This is a genomic window from Hymenobacter endophyticus (assembly GCF_032464715.1).
Lineage (GTDB): Bacteria > Bacteroidota > Bacteroidia > Cytophagales > Hymenobacteraceae > Hymenobacter > Hymenobacter endophyticus.
In genome coordinates this window covers 452,138-474,331 of the sequence record NZ_JAWDJT010000001.1, presented here as the reverse complement: position 1 = coordinate 474,331, position 22,194 = coordinate 452,138, and the positions used below count along the sequence as shown (strand labels likewise).

Genomic DNA, 22,194 nt, shown 5'->3' with positions numbered 1-22,194 from the left:
TGAGCCTGCTGAACAACATCAGCAATGACGAGACGCAAAATATTGCGCCTCTACATCGTGCCTGCACAAAGCAAAACGTCCGGTCATTGACCGGGCGTTTTGCTTTGTGTGCCTAATGTACCAGCATGGCCTGCTCATGCCGCTCGGGGTGCAACGCTGGGTTGTCGCCGTAGTGGGTGTGCTGGGCGCGGTAGGCGCGCTCGAAAATCAGGGGGAAGATGAACAAGGTGAGAATGGTGCCGGTGATGAGGCCGCCAATTACCACAATAGCCAAGGGCTTAGAAGTTTCACTGCCGATGCCAGTGCTGAGCGCAGCAGGCAGCAAGCCAATAGTAGCCATGAGGGCCGTCATAACCACGGGGCGGACCCGGCTGGTGACGCCGTCGTGGATGCTACGGTCGAGGCTCATTTTGCGCACCATATTCTGCTTGAACACCGATATTAGGATTACGCCGTTTTGGATGCAGATACCAAACAGGGCAATGAACCCGATACCAGCCGAAATGCTGAAGTTGGTATGCGTAATTAGCAGGGCCGCAATGCCGCCGATAATGGCAAACGGCACATTCAGGAGCACCAGCCCGGCATCTTTCAGGTTGCCGAACAAAATGAACAGAATGAAGAAAATTAGGCCGAGCGAAACGGGTACTACCTGCGTGAGGCGCTGGGTGGCGCGGCGCTGGTTCTCGAAGTCGCCGGTCCATTTCATGGTGTAGCCCTTGGGCAGGCTCACTACGGCATTCACCTTTTTCTGGGCTTCTTCGATGGTGCTGCCCATGTCGCGGCCGCGGATGCTGAACTTCACGGCAGCGAAGCGCTGGTTGTCGTCGCGGTAGATGAGCGAGGGGCCGTTTACGTCGCCGATGGTGGCAATTTCGGATAGCGGGATGGTGTTGCCGTTTTGGGTAGGTACCATCAGGGCCGCAATTTCCTGGGGCGTCTGGCGGAACTGTTCCTGGTAGCGCACCCGGATGGGGAATTTCCGCTCGCCCTCGTACATCTGGGAAGCTTGCTTGCCGCCCACAGCCATTTCCAGTACCGCGTTGGCGTCGGCCTTGCTTACGCCGTACTGGGCCATGCGCTGCTCATCCAGGTCCACGTGCAGTTCCGGCTGGCCGATGTTGCGTAGTACACCCAGGTCGTCGATGCCTTTGATGTTCTTGAGGATGCCGTACACCTGCCGGCCTTTTTCCTCCATCAACTTGAGGTCAGTACCGTAAATCTTCACCGCAATGGAGCCTTTCACGCCCGAGGCGGCTTCTTCCACGTTGTCGGTGATGGGCTGGGAGAAGTTGAAATCCACGCCGGGGAAGCGGTTCAGCTTTTCCTTCATGTGCTCAATCAGGGCTTCGCGCTTGTCTTTGTGCTTCATTTCGGCCTCCACCTCGGGCGTGTGCTTGAGCTGCACCAGAAACTCGTTGTTGTAGAAGCCGGTGGGGTCGGTGCCGTCGTTGGGGCGGCCGGTCTGGCTCACTACGTCGCCCACTTCGGGAAAGCTCAGGAACACCCGGCGCATCTCGTTGCAGAGCTTGTTGCTTTCATTCAGGCTGATGCTCAGCGGCAGCTGGGCCCGCACGTAGATAGAGCCTTCGTTCAGCTCGGGTAGGAACTCGGAGCCCAGGAAGTGGAAGGCGCCCATGCCCAGCACCACGGCCACCGTGGCCACCAGCAAACTGGCGGTTTTGCGGGCGTAGGTGAAGGAAAAGAACCGTTGCGCGCCTTTATTGATGCCGCGTACGAAGAAGTTGTCTTTCTCTACCACGTTCTTTTTCAGCAGAATCGAAGTAAGCACCGGCACCAGCGTGAGCGTGAAGATGAGCGCGCCGAGCAAAGCAAAACCCAGCGTCCAAGCTAGCGGGCTGAACACCTTGCCTTCCACTTTCTCGAAGGAGAAAATGGGGAGCAACGCGGTGATAATGATGGCCTTGGAGAAGAAGATGGCCTTGCCCATGTCGCGGCCGGTTTTCTTGATGAGGCCCAGCTTGGCAACTTTGTTGAACCGCTCCATGCCCATTTTGTGGGCCTTGTGGTCGAGGGCCACAAAGAGCCCTTCCACCATCACCACGGCCCCGTCGATGATAATGCCGAAGTCGATGGCGCCCATGCTGAGCAGGTTTGCACTCATGCCTTTCAGCCGCAAGCAGATGAAAGCAAACAGCAAAGCCAGCGGGATAATCACGCTTACCACCACCGTCGTGCGCCAGTCGGCCATGAACACGAACACAATTACCGTCACCAGCACAATGCCTTCCAGCAGGTTGTGAATCACGGTTTCGGTGCTGAAGTCGATGAGCTGCTGCCGGTCGTAGAAGGTTTTGATCTTCACGTCGGAAGGCAGAATCTTGTCGTTGAGGTCGGCCACTTTGTCTTTGAGGCGGGCAATGACTTCGGAGGGGTTTTCGCCTTTGCGCATCACCACAATGCCTTCCAGCACGTCGTCGTTCAGGCCGCGGCCCACCCGGCCCAGCCGCGGCAGCGCCGACTCGTGCACGATGGCCACGTCCTTTACCAGGATGGGGGCACCGTTCACGTTCTTGATAACCGTGTTGTTGATGTCGCCGATGTTGTTGAGCAGGCCAATGCCGCGCACCACGTAGTTCTGCTGGCCCTCGTTTATCACGTCGCCGCCCACGTTGATGTTGCTGCGCTGGATGGCGTTGTAGAGGTCCAAAGGCGTGAGGCCGAGGTCCTGGAGCTTGCCGGGGTTCACGCTGATTTCGTAATCCTTCACCTCGCCGCCGAAGCTATTCACGTCGGCCACGCCGGGCACGGCTTTCAAGTTGCGCTCCACCACCCAGTCTTGCAGGGTTTTCAGTTCGCGGGTGGTTTTTTCCTTGCTTTGCAGGGTGTAGCGGAAGATTTCGCCGGTGGGGCCGTAGGGCGGTTGCACGTCGGGGTCGGCGCCTTCGGGCAGGTCGGCCTGGCTGAGCAGGTTGTTGACTTGCACGCGGGCAAAGGCATCGTCCACGCCATCATCGAAAATCACCTTCACCACCGACAGCCCAAATAGGGTGGTGCTACGGATACTGGTTTTCTTCTGCACCGGGTTCAGCGCAATTTCAATGGGCGCCGTCACGAACTTCTCAATCTCCTCAGCCGAGCGGCCGGGCCATTGCGTGATGATGGTGATTTCGGTGTTTGTGACGTCCGGAAAGGCTTCAATCGGCGTGTTCCGGTAGCTCATCACCCCGGCCACAATGACGACAAACGTCATCAGAAAAACGAACCCCCGGTTTTTGAGCGAAAAGGCAATAATGCCCTGGATGAATTTGTTCATGGCTTTTCAAAAAGCTAGAAGGCAACAACTAGAGCTAGAAGAAGACAAGGCTAGGCTAGCTCCCCTCCTCAGATGAGGAGGGGTTGGGGGTGGTTGATAATCGTTTGGGTAGTTCCTAGAATTAGTATTAGTAGATGGGCTGACACTCCGGTCAACCACCCCCAACCCCTCCTCAGATGAGGAGGGGAGCTAGCTTTCTAGCTTTAATCATTCAGCTCGTCGTACACCAGGAGTTGGTTTTGGGCGATGATGTGCTCGCCGTCTTTGAGGCCGGTTTGCACGTAGCTCACGTCGCCGACGGTTTTGGCGATTTTGACCTCCCGAGTTTCCACGTGGTGCCGGTCCTTGAACACCATCACGAAGTTGCGGTCCTTATCAAACACCACGCATTTGGCGGGCACGGCCAGCATCTGCTGGTTTTCGGTGTTGAGCACCTTCACCTGGGCGTACATTTCGGGCTTAAGCAGGTAGCCGGGGTTGTTGAGCTTCACGCGCACCTTCATCACCTTGGAATCGGGGTCGAGCACGTTGAACACCTTGTCGATGCGGCCGGTGAAGTGCTTGTCGGGGTAGGAGAGGGTTGTGACGTCGGCGGTGTAGCCTTCCTTCACCTTGCTGATATCCGACTCAAACACGTTGGCCATAATCCACACGTCATCAAGGTTGCTGACCGTGAATAGGTTGCCTACGTTGTCGGCGTTGAACTGCATGTGGTCGGTCACGTTCTTTTCGGTGATGAAGCCCGAAATGGGAGCCCGCAGCGTGTAAGTGCCGTCAGCCGACACGCCGTACACGCCCAGCTGTTTGCGGCTTTTGCCCACGTTGCTCTGGGCCTTGCGCAGCTCCTGGCGGGCTAGGCTTACGTCGCGCTCCGAGGCCAAGCCGGCCTTGTACTGGTCTTCCAGTACCGAGAGGTTTTTGCGGGCAATATCGAGGTCGGTGCCGGCAGTGCTGCTTTGGTTCTGGAGGTCGGCAATTTCGCCGCTCTTGATGACGGCCAGCACCTGGCCCTTGGTCACATGGTCGCCTAGCTCCACGCTCAGCTGCTCCACCACGCCGCCCACCAGCGGGTACACTTTCACAGTTTTGTCGCCGTCGGTGGCAATCTGGCCCGAGAGGCTTAGCTCGTCGCGCACGGGCTCGTTGCGCACCGTATCAATCTTCAGCTCCCGCAGCATCTGGTTGGACATGGTGAAGCCCGCCTCTGCTTTCTGGGGTGCGTCGGCTTCTTCGGATTTCGAGCAGCTCGCCAGTCCCAGGGCAAGCGGGAGGGCCAACGAGGTGGCCAGAGTGGCAAAGCGAGTCATGGAAAAAGGACGTTTGAGGGGAGAGGACGAGAGTTTGGAAATCGGCTGCATGGTTATTCGGCGTTGAACACCGGGCGGCCCACGGCGTAGTTGAGTTGTTCGAAGGCGCGCACCCGGTTGGCGCGCAGATTGTTGAGCTGCACCAGGTTGTTCTTGTAGCTCTCATAGAAATCCAGAAACTCCACGATGGTGAGATTGCGCTTGGCATAGCTCTCATCGATGCCCTTCATGAGGCGGTCGAAGTCAGAGGTTTCGCGGGCGGTGCCTTGGTAGAGCTGGTCGTTTTGGCGGGCCAGGCGCCAGGCTTCCTGCACGTCGTTCTGCACTTGCAGCTGCTGCTGGCTGAGCTGCGCCTTGCTGACCTCAATCTGGTTTTGCGCGGTGCGGATGTTGCCCTGGTTGCGGTTGAAGATGGGCACGGCCACGCCCAGCGTGAGGGCGTTGTAATTCTGGATGTAGTTGCCGGCCCGGTCGTACACGTAGCCCACGGCCAGGTCAGGCGTGGCCAGGGCGCGTTGCAGGCGCAGGTTCTGGGTTTGCTGCTGCACGGCGGCCTGGCGGGCTTTCAGGTCGGCGCGGTTCACCTGCGCCGAGTCGATGAGCTGCGCTTCGGTGCGATCAGCTAAGCTGAGGGCCCTGAGGCGGTTGCCGTCGGCGGTGGGCATGTAGTAGGCGCCGCTGGTGTCGCGCATCAGGGTACGGAGGTCGGCTTGCTCGGCAGCAATGTCGTTGAGCAAGGCCTGCCGCTCGTTGCGCAGCTGAAACAGGAAGGCTTTCAGCCGAATTACCTCTTTCAGGGCAATATTTCCTTTCTCGTACTGGCCCTGATATAGGCTTACGGTGCGCTGAAAACTAGCCACTTCCTTATCGTACACGCCTACGCTCTGCTGCTTGTAGTACAGGTCGTAGAAGGTGCTGCGGAGCTGGTAGCGCAGGGTGCGCAGCAAATCCTGGAAGGTGAACTGTTCCACCAAGGCGTTCTGCTGGGCCACGTTGGCGGCGGCTTTGCGGCGGCCGGCAATGGCAAATAGCTGCTGCACCTGCACAATGGAGTTGCCGGTTTTGGTCACGTCGAGCACCTTGCGCGTCTGCGGGTTGTAGGTGTTCTGTTCGATGGAAATGGTGGGGTTGTCCCAGAGCCGAGCCTGTAGTATCTGGGCCTCGGCCGCCGATACATTGTAGCGCTGGGCAAGCAGCAGTAAGTTGTTTTGTACAAACTGCTGCTCGGCCTGGGGCAGCGTGAGCGTCAGAGTGTCGCCGCTGAGTGGCGCGGCAGTAGCGTGGGTGCTGAAGTGCAGCAGCAGGGCCAACGGTAGCAGGAAAAAGAGGCGTTGCATATCCGGATTCGGTGTTGAGATATGCAAGAGTACGCCCCCCGTATTAGGGGCGAATTAGAGGTAAATTAGAAACGGATTAGAATGAAATATTTTTTTCAGAAAGGCCGCTCTTTCTATTGAAAGCGCCTTTCTAACGCTGTCAACAGGCAAAGAAATTGCTGCCGAGGACGGCTTCAGCAGTTCTCGTTCCGCCGTACTCATGGCGTGCCGGACCCAGTGCCGGGAGGCGCGCGGGCTAGTCATTGAGTTCCTTGTAATAAAGTAGCGCATTGCGGGTTACCACCTGCTCGCCGGGCGTTAGGCCGCTGCTTACGTAGCTCATGCCCTGGCCGGCGTGTTGCACGGCTACCGGGCGGGTTTCCACGGCGTTGTTTTTTACTACCAGCGCGTAGCGGCGGCCATTGGCAAACACCAGGCTAGCCGAAGGCACCGCCGGCAACCGGGTGGTGCTGGTTTCAGTGAGGTGGATGCGCGCAAACATGCCGGGCTTGAGCAGGTGGTCGGGGTTGGCGAGGCGCACCCGGACCTGGAGCGTTTTGCGTTCGGGGTCCAGCACGTTGAACACCTTATCCACGCGGCCCGCAAACTGCCGGTCGGGGTAGCTCAGCGTGTGCACTTCCACCGGCAGGCCTGCCTTCACCTTGTCAATATCTGACTGAAATACATCGGCCAGCACCCACACTTCATCGAGGTTGGCTACCGTGAACAGGCTGCCCACTTGGCCGGGCTCGAACTGCTGCCCCTCCGTTAGGTGCTTCTCAACGACGGTGCCGGCTTGGGGGGCGCGCAGGGTGTAGTGGTCGGGGGCGGTGCCGTACACGTCGGTTTGCTTGCGCAGGCGGGTTAGCTCGGCCTGGGCTTTTTGCAGGGCGGCGCGGGCCATGCTTAGATCCTGGTCGGAAGCCATTCCGTCGGCGTGCATTTCGCTGATGGCCTCTAGCTGCACGCGGGCCGTGCCCAGGTTTACGGTGGCTTCGGTGCGTTGCTGAGCCAGGCCCACTATCTGAGCGCTACGCAAAACGGCCAGCGGCTGCCCAGCCGTTACCACGTCGCCGAGGGCTACGGGCGCTTGCTCTACCACTCCGCCAGCCAAGGCATACACGGGCGTCAGGCGGTCGGCGTTGGGCGTTATGCGGCCTTCCAGGCGCAGTTCCGTTTGCACGGGGGCCAGCTGCACACTATCGGTTTGCAGAGCGGCCACGGTGGCAGCAGGTAGCTGCCGGGTGTTGTCGGGGCGGGGGAGTTGTTCGGTAGCTTCTTCGGTGCAGCTGCCCAGGCACAGGCTGGTAGGCAGCAGCAGCAGGGAGGAAAAATGGAATAGGCGGTTCATGGGCGTAACTGGTAAGATGCAAGCTTACGCCCCCGGTATTAGCCCCGGGTTAGAGGTAGATTAGAAACCGATTAGAAAGTGAAGTTTCTATGAGTTTTTGGTCGAAAACGCCTGAAATTAACCGGTGCATGTCGGCTTACTATCGTTTATAATACCACTTCCACCACCGTGCCCTGGCCCGGCCAGGAGCTGATGTGCACCTCGCCGCCGTGCAGCTGCACAATCTTGCGGGCCAGCGGCAGCCCCACACCGTGCCCCACTACGTGCCGGGCGTTATCGGCCCGGAAAAACGGCTGAAACACCTGCGGCAAAGCCTTTTCGCTGATGCCGATGCCGTAATCCCGCACCTGGATGTAGCGCCGGCCGGCCCGGTATTCCAGCTGTACTTCCACGAGTTTATCGGAAGGTGAATATTTCAGGGCATTGTCGAACAGGTTGGTGAGGGCCCGGCTCAGCAGCTGGCGGTTTCCCTTGATTTCCAGGGCCTCAGCATCCTCCGGCAGCTGCCCGAATGCCAGCTGCACCCGGCGTCGCTGGTCGGGCAGCACTGCCTCCCGGGCCTCCGACAGCAATTCATCCAGCCGGATTTCCTCGTGGGCTCCGGTGTTGGTTTGCGTCAGGTCGAGTAGGTTGTTGATGAGCAGCTTGAGCTGTTGCAGCTCGTGCAACACCGAGGCCACGCCTTCCCGGTACGCGGCCGGGTCCCGCTCCCGGTTCAATAGCACCTGCAACTCCCCAATGGTGGCCGTAAGCGGCGTGCGTAGCTCGTGGGAGGCATTGCTGACGAAGGTGCGCTGGGTTTCGAAGCCCTCTTCCAGCCGCTCCAGCATGCGGTTGAAGGTGCGGGCCAGGCGGGTTATTTCGTCCTGCTCGTGGCTGATACCCTCACTCACGCGCAGGTGCAGATCCTGGGTGGTGATGCGGTCCACCTGGTCGTTGACGGCGGCAATGGGGGCCAGCGCCTTGCCCGCAAATACGCGCCCGGCCACGTAAATCACCACCAGGCTCACCACAAAAATGCTGGTCAGAATCATAATCAGATGATCCAGGCGGGCGGCGCCGGAGTGGTTTTCGGCGGCGGCTACAATGATAAACTGGCCCTGGTTATCGGTGTAGAACAGCCCGATGGCCTGCCGGCTACCCAGCGTGAAATACACCCGCTTCTCGGTTAGAATACGCGCCAGAATGTGGTCAGGAATGGTCACGCGGGTGTCCTGCTCGATAAACCGAGGACGGAGCTGGTCGTCGTAGATCTGGAGTACCTCGCCGGTAAGGGTGCGCAGGTACCGGCGCTGAAACTCCCGGAGCGCCTCGGCCCGCAGCTCATCCTGCTCCAGAAATACGTAGCCCGTCACCTCAGCCCGGTCGCGCAGGCGCTGGTGAAACTCCTCGTGGGTGTAGGTGGCCAGCAGAATGTACACGGTGGTCATGGCTGCCAGCAGAATCACGGCCACTAGCCCCAGAAACAGCCACGTCAATCGGTTCCGGATGGTCATGGGGCGGGTGGTGAAGTTGTGAAAGGTGAAATTGTGAAGGGGAAGCAAAGGCCCTAAAAGAACGTCATTCTGAGCGAAGCCGGAGGCGAAGTCGAAGAATCTCTACCGCTTAGCTGCCTCACGACCAGAATTACTAGTGCGGTAGAGATTCTTCGACTTCACCTCCGGCTTCGCTCAGAATGACGTTCTTTTTCTCACTTCTCACTTCTCACTTCTCACTTCTCACTCCTGAGCCCGTAGCACGTAGCCCATGCCTACCACTGTGTGAATGAGCTTGCGAGGGAAGGGTTTGTCGACTTTGTTGCGCAGGTAGTTCACGTACACGTCCACCACGTTGGAGCCGGCGTCGAAGGAATCTTCCCACACGTCGGCGGCCAGCTCGGCGCGGCTGAGCACGCGGCCGGGGTGGCGCAGCAGCAGCTCCAGCAGTCCGAATTCGCGGGCCGTGAGCTTGAGCGGCTGCCCGGCTCGCGTCACGGTTTTAGCCCCCGAGTCCAGCGTCAGGTCCTCGAACTGGAGCACGGCGCTTTTGGCCTGCTGGCCGCGGCGGCGGGTGAGGGCCCGCACCCGGGCCACCAGTTCCGGAAAATCGAAAGGCTTCACCAGGTAGTCATCGGCCCCGCCGCCGAAGCCGTGCAGCTTGTCCTGGGTGGTGCCCAAAGCCGTGAGCATCAGCACCGGCGTCTGCTGGTCCTGCGCCCGGATGGCTTCCAGCACTTCCAGCCCGCTGAAGTAGGGCAGAATCACGTCCAGAATAATCAGCTCGTAAGAGTGGGAGAGGGCCAGCTGCCGCCCGAAACGGCCATCGTAGGCCACCTCCACTTCAAAACCCTCTTCCTCCAACCCGCGCTTTATAAAGGCCGAAACCTTGGGCTCATCTTCAACCAGCAGAATTTTCATGGGGAAATGGTTGAACGGGTGAACTGTTGAATGGGTGAGTTCTTATCTGGCTGCTGGAGCAGGCGCTACAAGGGCAGTCGGGGTGAGCTGTGGAATAGTTGGACTGTCATCCTGAGCATTCCGCGCATCAAGCGGCGACGAAGGACCTTATGACAGCAGAACGGCTGGTGGCGGAACGGAAGGTATGCTGATCTAGGCAAACGTGGTAAGGTCCTTCGTCGCCGCTTGATGCGCGGAATGCTCAGGATGACAGATTTTCCCATTCAGCCATTCAACAGGTCAACCACCCACCCTAATCCTCGTCTTCGTAATCCAGACCCAGCAGTTGGTTGAGGGCTTGTTGAATTTCGCTGGCGGCGTGCAGCTGGCCGGCTTTGCGGGCCACGGTGAGGCCTTTGCGGTAAACTTTTTCGGCTTCTTCGGGCTTTTCCAGCTGTTGCAGCATCTTGCCGGCGTGGTAGTACGTACCCACGTAGTCCGGATGCTCGTCGAGCAGTTTCTGGTAGTACGTCATGGCCCGTTCCGGCTCCGTAGCGCGGTATTCGGTGGCCAGCGCGTAGATGGTAAACGCGTCGGTAGGATCATCCTGGTAGAAGGCCAGGAGTTGTTGCAGGCGGCTCGGCGCAGTTTCCATGGGGTGGTAGTTTTGAGTATCTTCGCCCCAAATTTGACACTTTCTCCTAGTATCTTCCATATAAGCAGCCGTAGATGAAGTTTCTCGTTTGCATCAGCAACGTACCCGACACGACCACCAAAATCACGTTTACTCCTGACAACAAGGAGTTTAACAAGGCTGGCGTACAGTTCGTAATAAATCCGTGGGATGAGTATGCACTCACTCGCGCCATTGAATTGAAAGAGGCCCAGGGTGGCGGCACCGTAACGGTGCTCAACGTAGGCGAAGCCGACACCGAGCCCAACATCCGCAAGGCCCTGGCCATCGGAGCCGACGACGCCATCCGCGTCAACGCCCACCCCAAGGATGCCTTCTTCGTGGCCCAGCAGATTGCCAGCATTGCCAAGGATGGCGGCTACGACGTGATTCTGATGGGCAAGGAAAGCATTGACTATAACGGCTTCCAGGTGCACGGCATGGTAGGTGAGCTGCTCGGCATTCCCACGGTGGCCCCGGCCATGAAGCTGGATATGAGCGGCAGCACCGCCACGCTGGAACGCGAAATTGAAGGCGGCAAAGAAATCGTGGAGGTAAACGCGCCCTTCGTGGCTTCCTGCCAGCAGCCCATGTGTGAGCCCCGCATTCCCAACATGCGTGGCATCATGACGGCCCGCACCAAGCCCCTGAAAGTGGTGGAGCCTACCGCCGACGCGGCCCGCACCGAGGTAGCCGCCTACGCGCTACCCCCCGCTAAGCAAGGCGTGAAGCTCATCCCGGCCGAAAGCGCCGGTGAGCTTATCAAACTGCTCCGCAACGAAGCAAAGGTGATTTAGTAATTGGTATCTAGTACTGAGTAGTTAGATGCACTGCTACTCACTTTGCTACCAATTTTCAAAAACTGCTGAGTAGTATGCGGGACTTTTTTCTGTCTCAATACCAACTACTCACTTCTCAATACTAAAAAAATGTCTGTACTAGTAGTTGTTGAATGTGACGGCGGCGAGGTAAAGAAATCCTCGTTGGAGGTAGCTTCCTACGGCAGCCAGGTAGCCCAGATGCTGGGCACCACGGCTACGGCCGTGGCCGTGGGTGAAGCCACCGAAGCCAACCTGGCAAAGCTGGGCGAGCAGGGTATCACCAAAGTGCTGCACGACGCCGAGCCCCGCCTCAAGGATTTTGTGAACGGTGCCTACACCAAGCTGATTGCCGCCGCCGCTCAGAAAGAGGATGCCAAGGTCATTGTGCTGGCTAACTCCAATATCGGGGCTTCGGTAGGCTCGCGCCTGTCAATTCGGTTGCAGGCCAGCATTGCCACCAACGTGGTAGAGCTGCCTAAAACCGACGGCGGTTCGTTCACGGTGAAGCGTGGCGCCTTCTCGGGCAAAGCCTTTGCCGACGTGAAGCTGGATGGTGAGCGAAAAATCATTGCTGTTAAAAAGAACTCCATCGAAGCCCTGCACGAAGCCGGCAAAACCGCTCAGGTAGAGGCCTTCTCGGCTCAACTCTCGGATGCGGACTTTGCCGATGCTCCCAAGCAGGTGGTAATGCAGGACCAGGCCGGCGGCATCTTGTTGCCTGAAGCCGACAAAGTGGTATCGGGTGGCCGCGGCATGAAAGGGCCCGAAAACTGGAACCTCATCGAGGATTTGGCCAAAGCCTTGGGTGCGGCCACGGCCTGCTCCAAGCCGGTATCGGACGTGGATTGGCGCCCCCACCACGAGCACGTAGGCCAGACGGGTATTACCGTGTCGCCGAACCTGTACATTGCCTGCGGTATTTCGGGTGCCATCCAGCACCTGGCCGGCGTAAATTCGAGTAAGGTTATCGTGGTCATCAACAAAGACCCCGAGGCTCCCTTCTTCAAAGCCGCCGACTATGGTATTGTAGGTGACGTGTTCGACGTGTTGCCCAAATTGACCCAGGCGGTAAAAGAGTTGAATTAAGGTGATGTAAATGTGCATGCTGTAGGAAAAGCTTCCACGCAATTCCTGTAGTGTGCACATTTTTCACAACCTTCACCTACGCACATTCACCTAGACTCTAGTGAAAAAAATACCGCTCGAAATCCTGGGCCTTTCCTCCAGCCAGTCGCAGTCGGGCTCCTTCGCGCTTATTCTGGGCGAGAAGACGGGTAACCGGCGCCTGCCCATCATCATTGGCATGTTTGAGGCGCAGAGCATTGCCATTCAGATCGAGAAAATCAACCCGAACCGCCCGCTTACCCACGACCTGTTCAAGTCGTTTGCCGAGCAGGTGCACGTGGCCGTGCTGGAAGTGCTGATTTCCGACCTGAAAGAAGGCGTATTCTATTCCAAAATCGTGTGCTCCGATGGGGCTACCACCTTTGAGCTGGATTCCCGCCCTTCCGATGCCATTGCCATCGGCCTGCGCTTCGGCGTGCCCATCTTTACGGTGGAAAGCGTGCTGAGCGAAGCAGGTATCATCCTGTCAGACCTGGATGAAAACGCCGAGGACTCGGATGAGGATGATGACGACGATGAGGACGATGATGCCGGCGACCGGCCGGCCCCGACGCCCGCTGAACCTCGGGAGCCCAGCGGCCAAGTGTCGTTGGATGAGCTGACCAAGATGTTGGCTCAGGCTCTGGAGCGCGAGGACTACGAGAAAGCCGCTAAAATCCGCGACGAACTAAACAAGCGTAACGGCTAACCATGGCCGCAGGTCGGAATACTGGTTACTGAACCGCCTTGAACAAGCAAAAGCCCCGGCCGCTACTAGTAGCAGCTGGGGTTTTTATTTGTAACTATCGGGCCCATTCATGTTCAGCCGTTGATTGGGGCTGTTTTAGCCCTGGCAGTCTCAAGTACTCTGGGAAATGCCAGGAAGGGCTGCGGGTCTTTGAGCAAGCAATGTTTGGGCTTCATTGAATACGGGCACCAGCAATGCCCTACTACCACCAGAAGCTGAAGCCGCCGTACCTTGCCACCCTCATTTGTTGCTGTTCCTTACATTATGGAAAATTCTGCCACGCCCGACCTGCGCTACCCCATCGGGCACGCGGTGCTGCCCGATGAAACGCTGGACCGCGGCGCCCGCACTGCGTACATGGCCCAAATTGCCACCCTCCCCGACCAAGTGCGGGCAGCCGTAGCCGGCCTCACGCCCGAGCAGCTTGATACACCTTACCGCCCCGACGGCTGGACGGTACGCCAGCTTATCCACCATTTGCCCGACTCCCACCTGAACGCGTACACGCGGTTTCGGCTGGCTCTTACGGAAGATAACCCCACCATTAAGCCCTACGATGAAGCCGCCTGGGCTGAGCTGCCCGACGTGGCTGCCACGCCCCCGGCCGTATCGTTGGCGCTACTGGAGGCGCTGCACATCCGTTGGGTGAAACTGCTGCGTAACCTGACCGACGCCCAATGGCAACGCACGTTTTACCATCCGGAGTCTAAGCGCACCTCTACCCTCGATCAGGCGCTGGTAATATACGCCTGGCATGGCCGCCACCACCTGGCCCACATTGCTAACCTAGTGCACCGGGAAGGCTGGCGGCGGTAGGCTGGCAGGCAAAGTAAAAGAGGTAAAGCCTCCGCCGTCATTATGAGTTTCGCTCAAGATGACGGCGGAGGCTTTACCTCTTTTACTTTGCGCTTTAAATATTAATGGCTTCGTCGGTGGTGGCGGCGGCGAGGCCGCCATCGGTTTCGTCGTCCACTTTTTTGGCGGCGCGTACCAGGCTGCTACTGAAGATGAACTCCTTAAGCTCGGGAACCTGGGCATTTAAAATCTCATCCTTGTTGCCGTCCCAGAGTTTCTGGCCTTTGTAGAGGAAGATGATATGGTCCCCGATTTCAACCACGGAGTTCATATCGTGGGTTACAACTACGGTGGTGATGCCGTACTCGTGGGTTATTTCGTGAATGAGCTCATCAATTTTAATGCTGGTGAGCGGGTCGAGGCCGGAGTTGGGTTCGTCGCAGAACAGGTAGGTGCAGTTGGGCGCAATGGCCCGGGCAATACCCACTCGCTTCTTCATTCCGCCCGATATTTCGGAAGGCATTTTGGTGCCGGCGTTTTCCAGGCCCACCCGCTTCAGGCAGAACTCCACCCGGTCGCGGCGTTCTTCCCGGCTCATTTCCGGTGTCAGCATTTTCAGCGGAAACTCCACGTTTTCGTACACCGTCATCGAATCGAACAGGGCTGAACCCTGAAACAGCATCCCAATCTTGCGGCGAATTTCCTGGCGGATCTGCACCTTGTTGTTGGTGAACATGGTGCCATCGAAGGTGATGCTGCCCAAGTCCGGCTTCATCAGGCCCACAATGCACTGCAGCAGCACCGATTTACCCGTACCGGAGCCGCCCAGCAGCAGGTTGCACTTGCCCGTTTCAAACGTGCAGGTGATGCCTTTCAGCACTTGGTTCCCGTTGAAAGACTTCTGAACGTTATGAACTTCAATCATTTTTTGGAGGAGCTAGGAAAGAGAAGCCAGAAGGGAGGAAACGGGAGGTAAAAGAAGTTGCGCTGTCTTACGTCCCTGGCTCCATCCTTTGGGTTCTTATTCCATTACAGAAGAATAGCTGCCAGGGCAAAGTCGGCCACTAGAATGGCAATAATGGAGTTGTTTACGGCCGTGGTGCTGGCATTGCCCACTTCCAGGGCGCCACCCTCGGTATAAAACCCCTTGAAGGAGGAAATGGCCGACACCAGAAAGGCAAACACCACTGATTTGATGAGGGCAAACACGATGTTATAGGGAATAAAATCGGTGCGGATGCCTTCAATGTACTCCTGCGCCGATAGGGCCCCGGTAAGTGAGCCTGCCAGGTAGCCCCCAATAATGGACAGCGCCATGGCCAGAATCACGAGCAGCGGAAACATGAGCATGGAGGCCAGAATGCGCGGAAACACCAAGTAAGAAGCCGAGTTGATACCCATTACCTCCAGAGCCGAAACCTGCTCGGTGATGCGCATGGTGCCCAGGCCGCCCGCAATGCTGGAGCCCACTTTACCGGCCAGCACAATGCTGGTGATGGTAGGGGCCAGCTCCAGAATGGTCATTTCGCGCACCATGTACCCGATGGTGCTTTTCGGGATAAGCGGGTTGGTGAGGTTATAGGCAATCTGCACGCAGGTTACCGCCCCAATAAAGGCCGAGACAATGGCAACAATAAAAATAGAGTTGATGCCAATGATAATGCACTCATCCAGGGTGCGTTGCCAGAGCACCGCCAGGCGCTCTTTCCGCGTGAGCATACTCTGAATGAAGAGCAGGAATTCACCGAATGATTTGACCATACAAACGAAAAACAAAAGGAAAAGCGAAACTTGCGGCTTCTACACAGAAACGGTCAGCCGGCCAGCCTGCATAACCGCTGTGCTTACGTAAGAACCGCTTCAGCAATCAAAGGAATGCAAAAAAATATCGTTGTTACGGGAGGTACCAAAGGAATTGGGCGGGCCCTGGTGTTTCGGTTTCTGCGGGCCGGCTACCCGGTAGTTACCTGCGCCCGTTCCGCTGCCGACCTAGAGGCCCTGCAAACGGCTGCTGCCGAGCTGGTTCCTGGGGCCGTGTTGCACACCCACGCCGCCGACCTGAGCCAGCGCTCCGAGACGGTGCGCTTTACGGAGTTGGTGAACAGCCTGGGCCCGGTGGAAGTGCTCATCAATAATACGGGCTCTTTTATTCCCGGAAGGTTGCAGGACGAACCCCTGGACGGCTCGCAATTGCGCCGGATGCTGGATGTAAACCTGCTCAGCGCCTATGATGTTACGCAGGCTCTGCTGCCGGGGCTGCTGGCTCAGCGCAGCGGCTACATCTTCAACATCTGCTCCACGGCCAGCACCACAGCCTACCCCAACGGCGGCTCCTACGGCATTGCCAAGCACGCCCTGTTAGGCTTCACCCGCAACCTGCGCGAGGAGCTGAAAGACGCCGGTATCCGGGTAACGGCCGTGCTGCCGGGCGCCACCCTCACCGCCAGCTGGGAAGGCGTGGACCTACCCGCCGAGCGTTTCATCCGGGCCGAGGACGTGGCCGATGCTATTTTTGGGGCCTTTTCCCTGTCGTCGCAGGCGGTGGTGGAGGAGCTGCTGATTCGGCCGCAGCTGGGGGATATTTAGGTCCGCTATTCAGCCTGCACCTTGCCCTTGCCGGTGGTTTTTAACTCCAGCTGGGTTGGGGTGGGGGAGGCATAAAATACGGTGCCAGTGCCCGCGTGCGTGCCCGCCAGCAGCCCCGTAGCACGTGCGTGCAGGTTACCGTTGCTATCAAAGTTGGTGCGCAGATACAGATTTTGAACCGGAAATTCGGCCGCGTGCAGGCTGCCGCTGCCGCCCAGCGTGTGGTGCAGCTCCTGGGAAGTGCCCGTTAGGTAAATGTCGCCCAACTCGTATTGGCTCATGCCTACGTACCGGCTGCGCAGGTTGAGCCGGTAGTCGCCGGAGCCGACGAGGTGGAAGAAGATGGTATCCTGGCTGAACAAGCCTTCGGTGCGGACGTCGGCCTGCCCGCGCAGGAAGGTGCTGGTAATGCGGGGGGTGTGTAGCCGTACTTCCCGGGGTGTGTTGTAGCGGCGCACCCAGTTGCAGCGGCTGGTGTTGCGGATAATCAGCTCGTCGCCTTTGATTTCCAGTCGGATATCGTCCTGCAGGTTTTTGCCCGCCCGCACTTCGGCGTAGGTTGTCGTATCCTGCACCAACGTAACCCGCACGTTGTCGTAGGTGGTGAGTACCCGGAAGGGCGGCAGGCTGCGGCGCTCCGTAATGATGCCGCCGGTACTGGTGAAGCAGCCAGCATCGTTCTCCTTAGTGCAGGCAGGGAGCAGCAGAGTAGTGAGGCCTGTAAGTAACAGGGCGCGCAAAACCCGGCCCGGCCCGCTAACTTGCATCTTTAAATCTGACCACATCATAATACCCCGGACCTATGGACCTCAACGGCAAGGTAGCCATTATCACAGGCGTCAGCAAAGGGATTGGCCGGGCTGCCGTGGAGGTGCTGCTGGCAAAAGGTATGCAGGTAGCCGGCTGGGGCCGCACCGCTCCGCCCGACTTCAAACACCCGCGCTTCCACTTCATCAAGTGCGACATCCGCAAGGAAGCCGAGGTGCAGAAAGCCTACGAAGCTACGGTGAAAGCCGCCGGTCCAGAAATTCATGTACTGGTAAACAACGCCGGTCTGGGCAACTTCGGCCCCATTGATGGTTTCTCCTCGGAGCAATGGCACCAGATGTTTGATACCAACGTGCACGGGCTGTTTTACTGCACCCGCGCCGTGCTGCCCGCCATGAAAAAGCAGCAGCTGGGCCATATTATCAACGTGGCGTCTCTGGCCGGTACGGCGGGCACGGCTAACCTAGCCGGCTACTGCGCCACCAAGTACGCCGTGCGCGGCTTCTCCGATGCGCTGTTCAAGGAAGTGCGCCCCCAGGGCGTGCGCGTCACCTGTGTAATGCCCGGCTCGGTGGAAACCAACTTCAATGGCAACGAGCCCGGCCAGGAGCCTGACCCACACAAAATGCAGCCCGAAGATATTGCCGCCGCCATCGTGCACGCGTTGGAAGCCCCGCAAACCGTTATGCTCTCGGAAATTCAGATGCGCCCAACGCTGGTGAAGTGAGTTGCCAGTTGTGAGTTGCCTGTGATGTTCGTAGCATGAGCTTAAAACAATCATGAAGGAGTACACTCAGCTCAACGTTTGGCAAAAGCCCCGGCAATTAACCAGCATAGTGTACGAGTTGATTAAAGGGTTTCCCAAAGAGGAATTGTTTGCGTTGTCGAATCAGATGCGGCGTTGTGCCATATCGGTGCCGTCAAATCTGGCTGAAGGCTGCGGCCGCAACCATACACGGGAATCATTGCAATTCTTTTTCATTGCCAGAGGCTCTCTATATGAGTTGGAAACCCAGTTATATCTGGCCCTTGATCAGCAGTACCTAACCACGCCGCAGTTTGACGAAACCATCCAGCATCTAATCGAGTGCCGCCGCATGCTCAGTGGCTTTATCACCTACTTTCAACAGCTTCCTGCCCGAGGCAACTAGCACAAGCTGACTGGCAACCGGCAACTGACAACTGGCAACTCAACTTATGGTAGAAATAACCAACCTCACCAAAACCTTCGGTCCGCAAACGGCCGTGGATAACGTCAGCTTCTCGGTTGGGAAGGGGGAAATCCTGGGGTTTCTGGGGCCGAACGGGGCCGGTAAGTCCACCACCATGAAAATTGCCACCGGCTACCTGCCGCCCTCGGTGGGCACGGTGGTGGTAGATGGGTTTGATGTGCAGACGGCTCCGCTGGAAGTGCGCCGCCGGGTGGGCTACCTACCCGAGCACAACCCGCTGTATCTGGACATGTACGTGCACGAGTACCTCGAATTTATCGGCTCAGTGCACGGGCTGGGCGGCAGCGCGCTGCGCCAGCGGGTGCGCCAACTGGTGGATAGGGTAGGGCTGGGACGCGAGCAGAACAAGCAAATCGGGGCCCTCTCGAAAGGCTACCGCCAGCGCGTGGGGCTGGCTCAGGCCCTCATTCACGACCCCGGCGTGCTCATCCTCGACGAGCCCACCACCGGCCTCGACCCGAACCAGATCGGCGAAATCCGCAGCCTGATCCGGGAATTGGGCCAGGACAAAACGGTCATTTTCAGCACCCACATTCTGCCCGAGGTGGAAGCTTTGTGCAGCCGCGCCGTCATCATCAACCGGGGCCGCCTCGTGGCCGACTCGCCTGTATCGGAGCTGGGAGCCCGCGCCGCCGGCGAAACCATCATTCGCGCCGAGTTCGAGCAGGCCATCGACGTGGCCCCGCTGCGGGCGTTGCCGGGCGTGCTGGCCGTGGAGGCCGAAACCGGCCACACCTACCGCATTCGGGCCCGCGCCGGCGCCGACCAACGCGGAGCCATTTCGCGCCTGGCCGCCGCCCAGGGCTGGGTGCTGCTGGGCCTGCGCCAGGAAGAGCAGCGGCTGGAACAGGTGTTCCAGGAGCTGACGAAGTAATCTTTCATGGAAAGTTTCGATAGAGTAAAGGAGTGGATAGAAGGTGGAAAACAGGTTGGAAAATCTGATTATTTCAACGAAGAGAACGAGAGGTATTTATTGTCAATAGGAGTACAGAAATGGGATAATGAATATAAGCTCTACTTATTTAAGGCTAATGAGACCAAGATGAATGACCTTGATTATTATGACATAGAAGGGGTAATCAGAGTTACGTCATTTGAAAATCTTGTGAACTTGATTAGTGTGCTGAGTCCATTCAAGTTTGCTGAATTAGCTCCTATCAAGGGGCAAAAAATATTCAATCCAGCACTCGACTAGGCGTTTGCCTTTTCAAGATAATTACCACGGTTGCCAACATGCTCGCAATACTTCGCAAAGAATTTAACAGCTTCCTGAACTCGCCCGTGGCCTACGTGGTGATGGGTGTGTTTCTGGTGGCTACCGGCCTGTTCGTGTGGGTGTTCCCCGACAGCTCGGTGCTCGACTACGGGTTTGCCGATTTGCAGACGCTGTTCAACATTGCCCCCTGGATTTTTCTGTTCCTGATTCCGGCTCTCACCATGCGCACGTTTGCCGAGGAGAAAAAGGCCGGCACCATGGAGCTACTACTCACCCGCCCGCTCACCGACGGCCAGATCATCGGGGGCAAGTACCTGGCCTGCCTGCTGCTGGCGTTACTGGCACTGGTGCCCACGCTGCTCTACTATTACTCGGTGTACCAGCTGGGCAACCCCTCGGGCAACATCGACTCGGCCGCGACGGTGGGCTCCTACCTGGGGCTGGCGCTGCTGGCTGCCGTGTTTGCGGCCATCGGGGTGCTGGCCTCGGCCCTCACGCGGGACCAGATTGTGGCCTTTTTGGCGGCAGTGGTGGGCTGCTTTCTGGTGTACTCGGGCTTCGATTCACTGGCCTCGGTGTTTGATGGCGGCCTGGCCTACTACATCGGGCAGCTGGGCATTGCCGCCCACTACCGCGACTTGGCCAAGGGCCTCATCGACTCCCGCGACCTGCTGTATTTCCTGAGCCTGATTGCCGGCTGCCTGCTGGCCACGCGCCTGGTGCTGCAAAGCCGTAACTGGTAAGAGTTTTTTAGCTGTTAGCTGATGGCGGTTAGCTGTTGGCTTTTCTTAACAGAAAGTGAGGGGTTGGTAGCCAAATTTGGGAGCCGACCTGACCTAAAAAGATATTTGCAAGTGAGTTCAGAACAACAGCCATCAGCTACTAGCCAGCAGCTACCAGCTAATTCGGCATCCGCCAGAAAACGCCGCGACCTGACGCGCTTCGGGGCGGTGCTGCTGGGGCTGCTGCTGCTCAACTTCCTCGGGGGGCTGTACTTCTTCCGCCTCGACCTCACGGAGGAAAAGCGCTACACCATGTCGACCGCCACCCAGACGCTGCTTTCGGGCCTCAAGCAGCCCGTCACCGTCACGGTGTACCTGGATGGCGACTTCCCGCCGGCCTTCCGCCGCCTGCAGCAGTCGGTGCGTGAAACCCTGAACGAAATGCAGGTGCACAGCGGCTCCAACCTGCACTACGTGTTTGTGGACCCCTCAGCGGCCGGCACCGAGAAGGCCCGCAATGAGTACTACCAGACGCTGTTCAAGAAGGGCCTGAGCCCCACCAACCTGGGGGCCAACGAGAACGGCAAGCGCGTGGAGAAAATCATCTTTCCCTGGGCCGTGGTATCGGCCGGCGGCAAGGAGCAGAACGTGCTGCTGCTGCGCGGCAACCAGGCTGCCCCCTCCGACGTGCGCCTCAACCAGAGCATCGAAGGGCTGGAATATGAGCTGGCCTCGGCCATCCGCAAACTCAACCCCGGCCAGCGCAAGCGCATTGGGGTGGTGGAGGGCCACGGCGAGCTGACCAACGTGGAAGCCGGCGACCTGATCGGCTCCCTGACCCAGTACTACGATGTGTTCCGGGTGAACCTGGCCCAGTCAAGGCTCGAGGCGCTGCAGACGCTCAGCGCCATCATTGTGGCCAAGCCGGCCGGGGCGTACACCGAGCCCGAGAAGTTCAAGCTCGACCAGTTTATCACCCGGGGCGGCAACGCGCTGTTCTTCGTGGACGCCATGCGCGTGAATCTCGACAGCGCCAGCCGGGGCGGCATGCTGGCCTTCCCCCAGTCGCACAACCTGGATGACCTGCTGTTCAAGTACGGCGTGCGCATCAACCCCGATCTGCTGCTCGACCTCAACTCCGGCGTGATTCCACTGGTAACGGGCATGACCGGCAACAAGCCAAAGGTGGAGCCCATGCCCTGGCAGTTCTACCCGCTCATCAACAAGTTCAGCCCGCACCCCATCACCCGTAACCTCGATGCGGTGTACACCAAATTCGTGAGCAGCATGGATACGGTGAAGGCCACCGGCATCCGCAAAACGCCGCTGCTATTCACCTCCCGCTATACCCGGGTGCTGCCCTCGCCGGTGCCCGTGAATCTGAACGACGCCCGTCTGGAGCCCAACCCCAAGCTCTACACTTCGCAATTCAAGCCCGTAGGCTACCTGCTCGAAGGCCAGTTCGGCTCCCTCTACGCCAACCGCGCTGAGCCCGGCACCACCAACTTCCAGCCCGCCGTGCCCGCCGGAGCCAAGCCCGCCAAAATTCTGGTGGTGTCGGATGGCGACTTCGTGCGCAACGAGGTGGACCCCAAAACCGGCCGGCCCTTCCGCTTGGGCTTTGACCGCCTCGCCAGCACCGAGTTTGCCAACCGCGAGCTGCTGCTCAACGCCGTGGACTACATGCTCGACGAATCGGGCCTGATTGCCGTGCGCGGCAAGCAAATCACCCTGCGCCCCCTCGATAAGCTGCGGGTAGTGGAGGAGCGCCGCCGCTGGCAGCTGCTGAACCTGGGCGCGCCGCTGCTGCTGCTGGCCTTGTTCGGCGCCGTGCGGGCCTGGCGGCGGAAACGGCGGTACGCGCGGTTTTAGGAGGATACGCTATTTAACAGTAATTAAATTT

The 22,194-nt window shown here is 58.5% G+C and carries 21 protein-coding genes; 11 read left to right on the top strand and 10 right to left on the bottom strand.

Features of this window, described 5'->3' with window-relative positions:
* Positions 1–112: 112 nt before the first annotated feature.
* The 7 genes from ROI90_RS01955 to ROI90_RS01925 form a co-directional block, all read right to left on the bottom strand.
* Positions 113–3,277: an efflux RND transporter permease subunit gene (locus ROI90_RS01955; protein WP_315996657.1), complete on the bottom strand. Its 3,165-nt coding sequence runs from the start codon at positions 3,275–3,277 to the stop codon at positions 113–115.
* A gap of 203 nt (positions 3,278–3,480) precedes the next feature.
* A complete protein-coding gene (locus ROI90_RS01950; protein WP_315996656.1) occupies positions 3,481–4,584 on the bottom strand; it encodes an efflux RND transporter periplasmic adaptor subunit in 1,104 nt (367 codons plus the stop codon).
* Between the two features lie 53 nt (positions 4,585–4,637).
* Positions 4,638–5,921, bottom strand: a complete 1,284-nt coding sequence (locus tag ROI90_RS01945; protein WP_315996655.1) for a TolC family protein — start codon at positions 5,919–5,921, stop codon at positions 4,638–4,640.
* Positions 5,922–6,156: 235 nt separating this feature from the next.
* Entirely contained in the window at positions 6,157–7,251 is a 1,095-nt protein-coding gene (locus tag ROI90_RS01940) for an efflux RND transporter periplasmic adaptor subunit (protein WP_315996654.1), read from the bottom strand.
* A gap of 146 nt (positions 7,252–7,397) precedes the next feature.
* The gene (locus ROI90_RS01935) at positions 7,398–8,795 is read right to left on the bottom strand and encodes a sensor histidine kinase (protein WP_315996653.1); all 1,398 of its coding nucleotides are present in this window, start codon (positions 8,793–8,795) and stop codon (positions 7,398–7,400) included.
* A 174-nt stretch (positions 8,796–8,969) separates the two neighbouring features.
* A complete protein-coding gene (locus tag ROI90_RS01930; protein WP_125419799.1) occupies positions 8,970–9,647 on the bottom strand; it encodes a response regulator in 678 nt (225 codons plus the stop codon).
* A 292-nt stretch (positions 9,648–9,939) separates the two neighbouring features.
* Positions 9,940–10,281: a tetratricopeptide repeat protein gene (locus ROI90_RS01925; protein ID WP_315996652.1), complete on the bottom strand. Its 342-nt coding sequence runs from the start codon at positions 10,279–10,281 to the stop codon at positions 9,940–9,942.
* Positions 10,282–10,355: 74 nt separating this feature from the next.
* Here ROI90_RS01925 and ROI90_RS01920 point away from each other — a divergent pair, with 74 nt between their 5' ends.
* From ROI90_RS01920 to ROI90_RS01905, 4 genes are all read left to right on the top strand, one after another.
* Complete coding sequence (locus tag ROI90_RS01920; RefSeq protein WP_315996651.1) at positions 10,356–11,096, top strand: electron transfer flavoprotein subunit beta/FixA family protein; 741 nt, start codon at positions 10,356–10,358, stop codon at positions 11,094–11,096.
* Positions 11,097–11,228: 132 nt separating this feature from the next.
* On the top strand, positions 11,229–12,206 hold the full coding sequence (locus ROI90_RS01915; RefSeq protein WP_315996650.1) for an electron transfer flavoprotein subunit alpha/FixB family protein: 978 nt from the start codon (positions 11,229–11,231) through the stop codon (positions 12,204–12,206).
* Between the two features lie 100 nt (positions 12,207–12,306).
* Positions 12,307–12,933, top strand: coding sequence for a bifunctional nuclease family protein (locus ROI90_RS01910; protein WP_315996649.1), 627 nt, complete (start codon positions 12,307–12,309; stop codon positions 12,931–12,933).
* A gap of 303 nt (positions 12,934–13,236) precedes the next feature.
* Positions 13,237–13,788 carry a YfiT family bacillithiol transferase gene (locus tag ROI90_RS01905; protein WP_315996648.1) on the top strand — a complete coding sequence of 184 codons (552 nt, stop codon included), beginning with the start codon at positions 13,237–13,239 and terminating at the stop codon, positions 13,786–13,788.
* 94 nt (positions 13,789–13,882) lie between these two features.
* Here ROI90_RS01905 and ROI90_RS01900 read toward each other — a convergent pair whose 3' ends face one another.
* Both ROI90_RS01900 and ROI90_RS01895 read right to left on the bottom strand, forming a co-directional pair.
* Positions 13,883–14,692 carry an ABC transporter ATP-binding protein gene (locus tag ROI90_RS01900; protein WP_315996647.1) on the bottom strand — a complete coding sequence of 270 codons (810 nt, stop codon included), beginning with the start codon at positions 14,690–14,692 and terminating at the stop codon, positions 13,883–13,885.
* A 104-nt stretch (positions 14,693–14,796) separates the two neighbouring features.
* The gene (locus ROI90_RS01895; RefSeq protein ID WP_315996646.1) at positions 14,797–15,528 is read right to left on the bottom strand and encodes an MlaE family ABC transporter permease; all 732 of its coding nucleotides are present in this window, start codon (positions 15,526–15,528) and stop codon (positions 14,797–14,799) included.
* A gap of 114 nt (positions 15,529–15,642) precedes the next feature.
* Here ROI90_RS01895 and ROI90_RS01890 point away from each other — a divergent pair, with 114 nt between their 5' ends.
* Entirely contained in the window at positions 15,643–16,353 is a 711-nt protein-coding gene (locus ROI90_RS01890; RefSeq protein ID WP_315996645.1) for an SDR family oxidoreductase, read from the top strand.
* A gap of 5 nt (positions 16,354–16,358) precedes the next feature.
* Here ROI90_RS01890 and ROI90_RS01885 read toward each other — a convergent pair whose 3' ends face one another.
* Complete coding sequence (locus ROI90_RS01885; protein WP_315996644.1) at positions 16,359–17,141, bottom strand: GIN domain-containing protein; 783 nt, start codon at positions 17,139–17,141, stop codon at positions 16,359–16,361.
* 14 nt (positions 17,142–17,155) lie between these two features.
* Here ROI90_RS01885 and ROI90_RS01880 point away from each other — a divergent pair, with 14 nt between their 5' ends.
* From ROI90_RS01880 to gldG, 6 genes are all read left to right on the top strand, one after another.
* Entirely contained in the window at positions 17,156–17,848 is a 693-nt protein-coding gene (locus tag ROI90_RS01880; protein WP_315996643.1) for an SDR family oxidoreductase, read from the top strand.
* Positions 17,849–17,900: 52 nt separating this feature from the next.
* A complete protein-coding gene (locus ROI90_RS01875; protein ID WP_315996642.1) occupies positions 17,901–18,272 on the top strand; it encodes a four helix bundle protein in 372 nt (123 codons plus the stop codon).
* 46 nt (positions 18,273–18,318) lie between these two features.
* Positions 18,319–19,227 (top strand): gliding motility-associated ABC transporter ATP-binding subunit GldA, encoded by a 909-nt coding sequence (gldA, locus tag ROI90_RS01870; protein ID WP_315996641.1) that lies wholly within the window; start codon positions 18,319–18,321, stop codon positions 19,225–19,227.
* A 6-nt stretch (positions 19,228–19,233) separates the two neighbouring features.
* Positions 19,234–19,548, top strand: coding sequence for a hypothetical protein (locus tag ROI90_RS01865; RefSeq protein ID WP_315996640.1), 315 nt, complete (start codon positions 19,234–19,236; stop codon positions 19,546–19,548).
* A gap of 38 nt (positions 19,549–19,586) precedes the next feature.
* Entirely contained in the window at positions 19,587–20,312 is a 726-nt protein-coding gene (gene gldF, locus ROI90_RS01860; protein ID WP_315996639.1) for a gliding motility-associated ABC transporter permease subunit GldF, read from the top strand.
* A 111-nt stretch (positions 20,313–20,423) separates the two neighbouring features.
* Positions 20,424–22,163 (top strand): gliding motility-associated ABC transporter substrate-binding protein GldG, encoded by a 1,740-nt coding sequence (gene gldG, locus ROI90_RS01855; protein ID WP_315996638.1) that lies wholly within the window; start codon positions 20,424–20,426, stop codon positions 22,161–22,163.
* The last annotated feature ends 31 nt before the right edge of the window (positions 22,164–22,194 follow it).

Bases quoted from the DNA above. Each gene is read 5' to 3' on its own strand.
- ROI90_RS01950 (WP_315996656.1), bottom strand. From the start codon at position 4,584: ATGACTCGCTTTGCCACTCTGGCCACCTCGTTGGCCCTCCCGCTTGCC.
- ROI90_RS01955 (WP_315996657.1), bottom strand. From the start codon at position 3,277: ATGAACAAATTCATCCAGGGCATTATTGCCTTTTCGCTCAAAAACCGG.
- ROI90_RS01895 (WP_315996646.1), bottom strand. From the start codon at position 15,528: ATGGTCAAATCATTCGGTGAATTCCTGCTCTTCATTCAGAGTATGCTC.
- gldA (WP_315996641.1), top strand. From the start codon at position 18,319: ATGGTAGAAATAACCAACCTCACCAAAACCTTCGGTCCGCAAACGGCC.
- ROI90_RS01915 (WP_315996650.1), top strand. From the start codon at position 11,229: ATGTCTGTACTAGTAGTTGTTGAATGTGACGGCGGCGAGGTAAAGAAA.
- ROI90_RS01900 (WP_315996647.1), bottom strand. From the start codon at position 14,692: ATGATTGAAGTTCATAACGTTCAGAAGTCTTTCAACGGGAACCAAGTG.
- ROI90_RS01880 (WP_315996643.1), top strand. From the start codon at position 17,156: ATGGACCTCAACGGCAAGGTAGCCATTATCACAGGCGTCAGCAAAGGG.
- ROI90_RS01940 (WP_315996654.1), bottom strand. From the start codon at position 7,251: ATGAACCGCCTATTCCATTTTTCCTCCCTGCTGCTGCTGCCTACCAGC.
- ROI90_RS01930 (WP_125419799.1), bottom strand. From the start codon at position 9,647: ATGAAAATTCTGCTGGTTGAAGATGAGCCCAAGGTTTCGGCCTTTATA.
- gldF (WP_315996639.1), top strand. From the start codon at position 19,587: ATGCTCGCAATACTTCGCAAAGAATTTAACAGCTTCCTGAACTCGCCC.
- ROI90_RS01875 (WP_315996642.1), top strand. From the start codon at position 17,901: ATGAAGGAGTACACTCAGCTCAACGTTTGGCAAAAGCCCCGGCAATTA.
- ROI90_RS01885 (WP_315996644.1), bottom strand. From the start codon at position 17,141: ATGATGTGGTCAGATTTAAAGATGCAAGTTAGCGGGCCGGGCCGGGTT.
- ROI90_RS01945 (WP_315996655.1), bottom strand. From the start codon at position 5,921: ATGCAACGCCTCTTTTTCCTGCTACCGTTGGCCCTGCTGCTGCACTTC.
- ROI90_RS01905 (WP_315996648.1), top strand. From the start codon at position 13,237: ATGGAAAATTCTGCCACGCCCGACCTGCGCTACCCCATCGGGCACGCG.
- ROI90_RS01890 (WP_315996645.1), top strand. From the start codon at position 15,643: ATGCAAAAAAATATCGTTGTTACGGGAGGTACCAAAGGAATTGGGCGG.
- ROI90_RS01925 (WP_315996652.1), bottom strand. From the start codon at position 10,281: ATGGAAACTGCGCCGAGCCGCCTGCAACAACTCCTGGCCTTCTACCAG.
- ROI90_RS01920 (WP_315996651.1), top strand. From the start codon at position 10,356: ATGAAGTTTCTCGTTTGCATCAGCAACGTACCCGACACGACCACCAAA.
- ROI90_RS01865 (WP_315996640.1), top strand. From the start codon at position 19,234: ATGGAAAGTTTCGATAGAGTAAAGGAGTGGATAGAAGGTGGAAAACAG.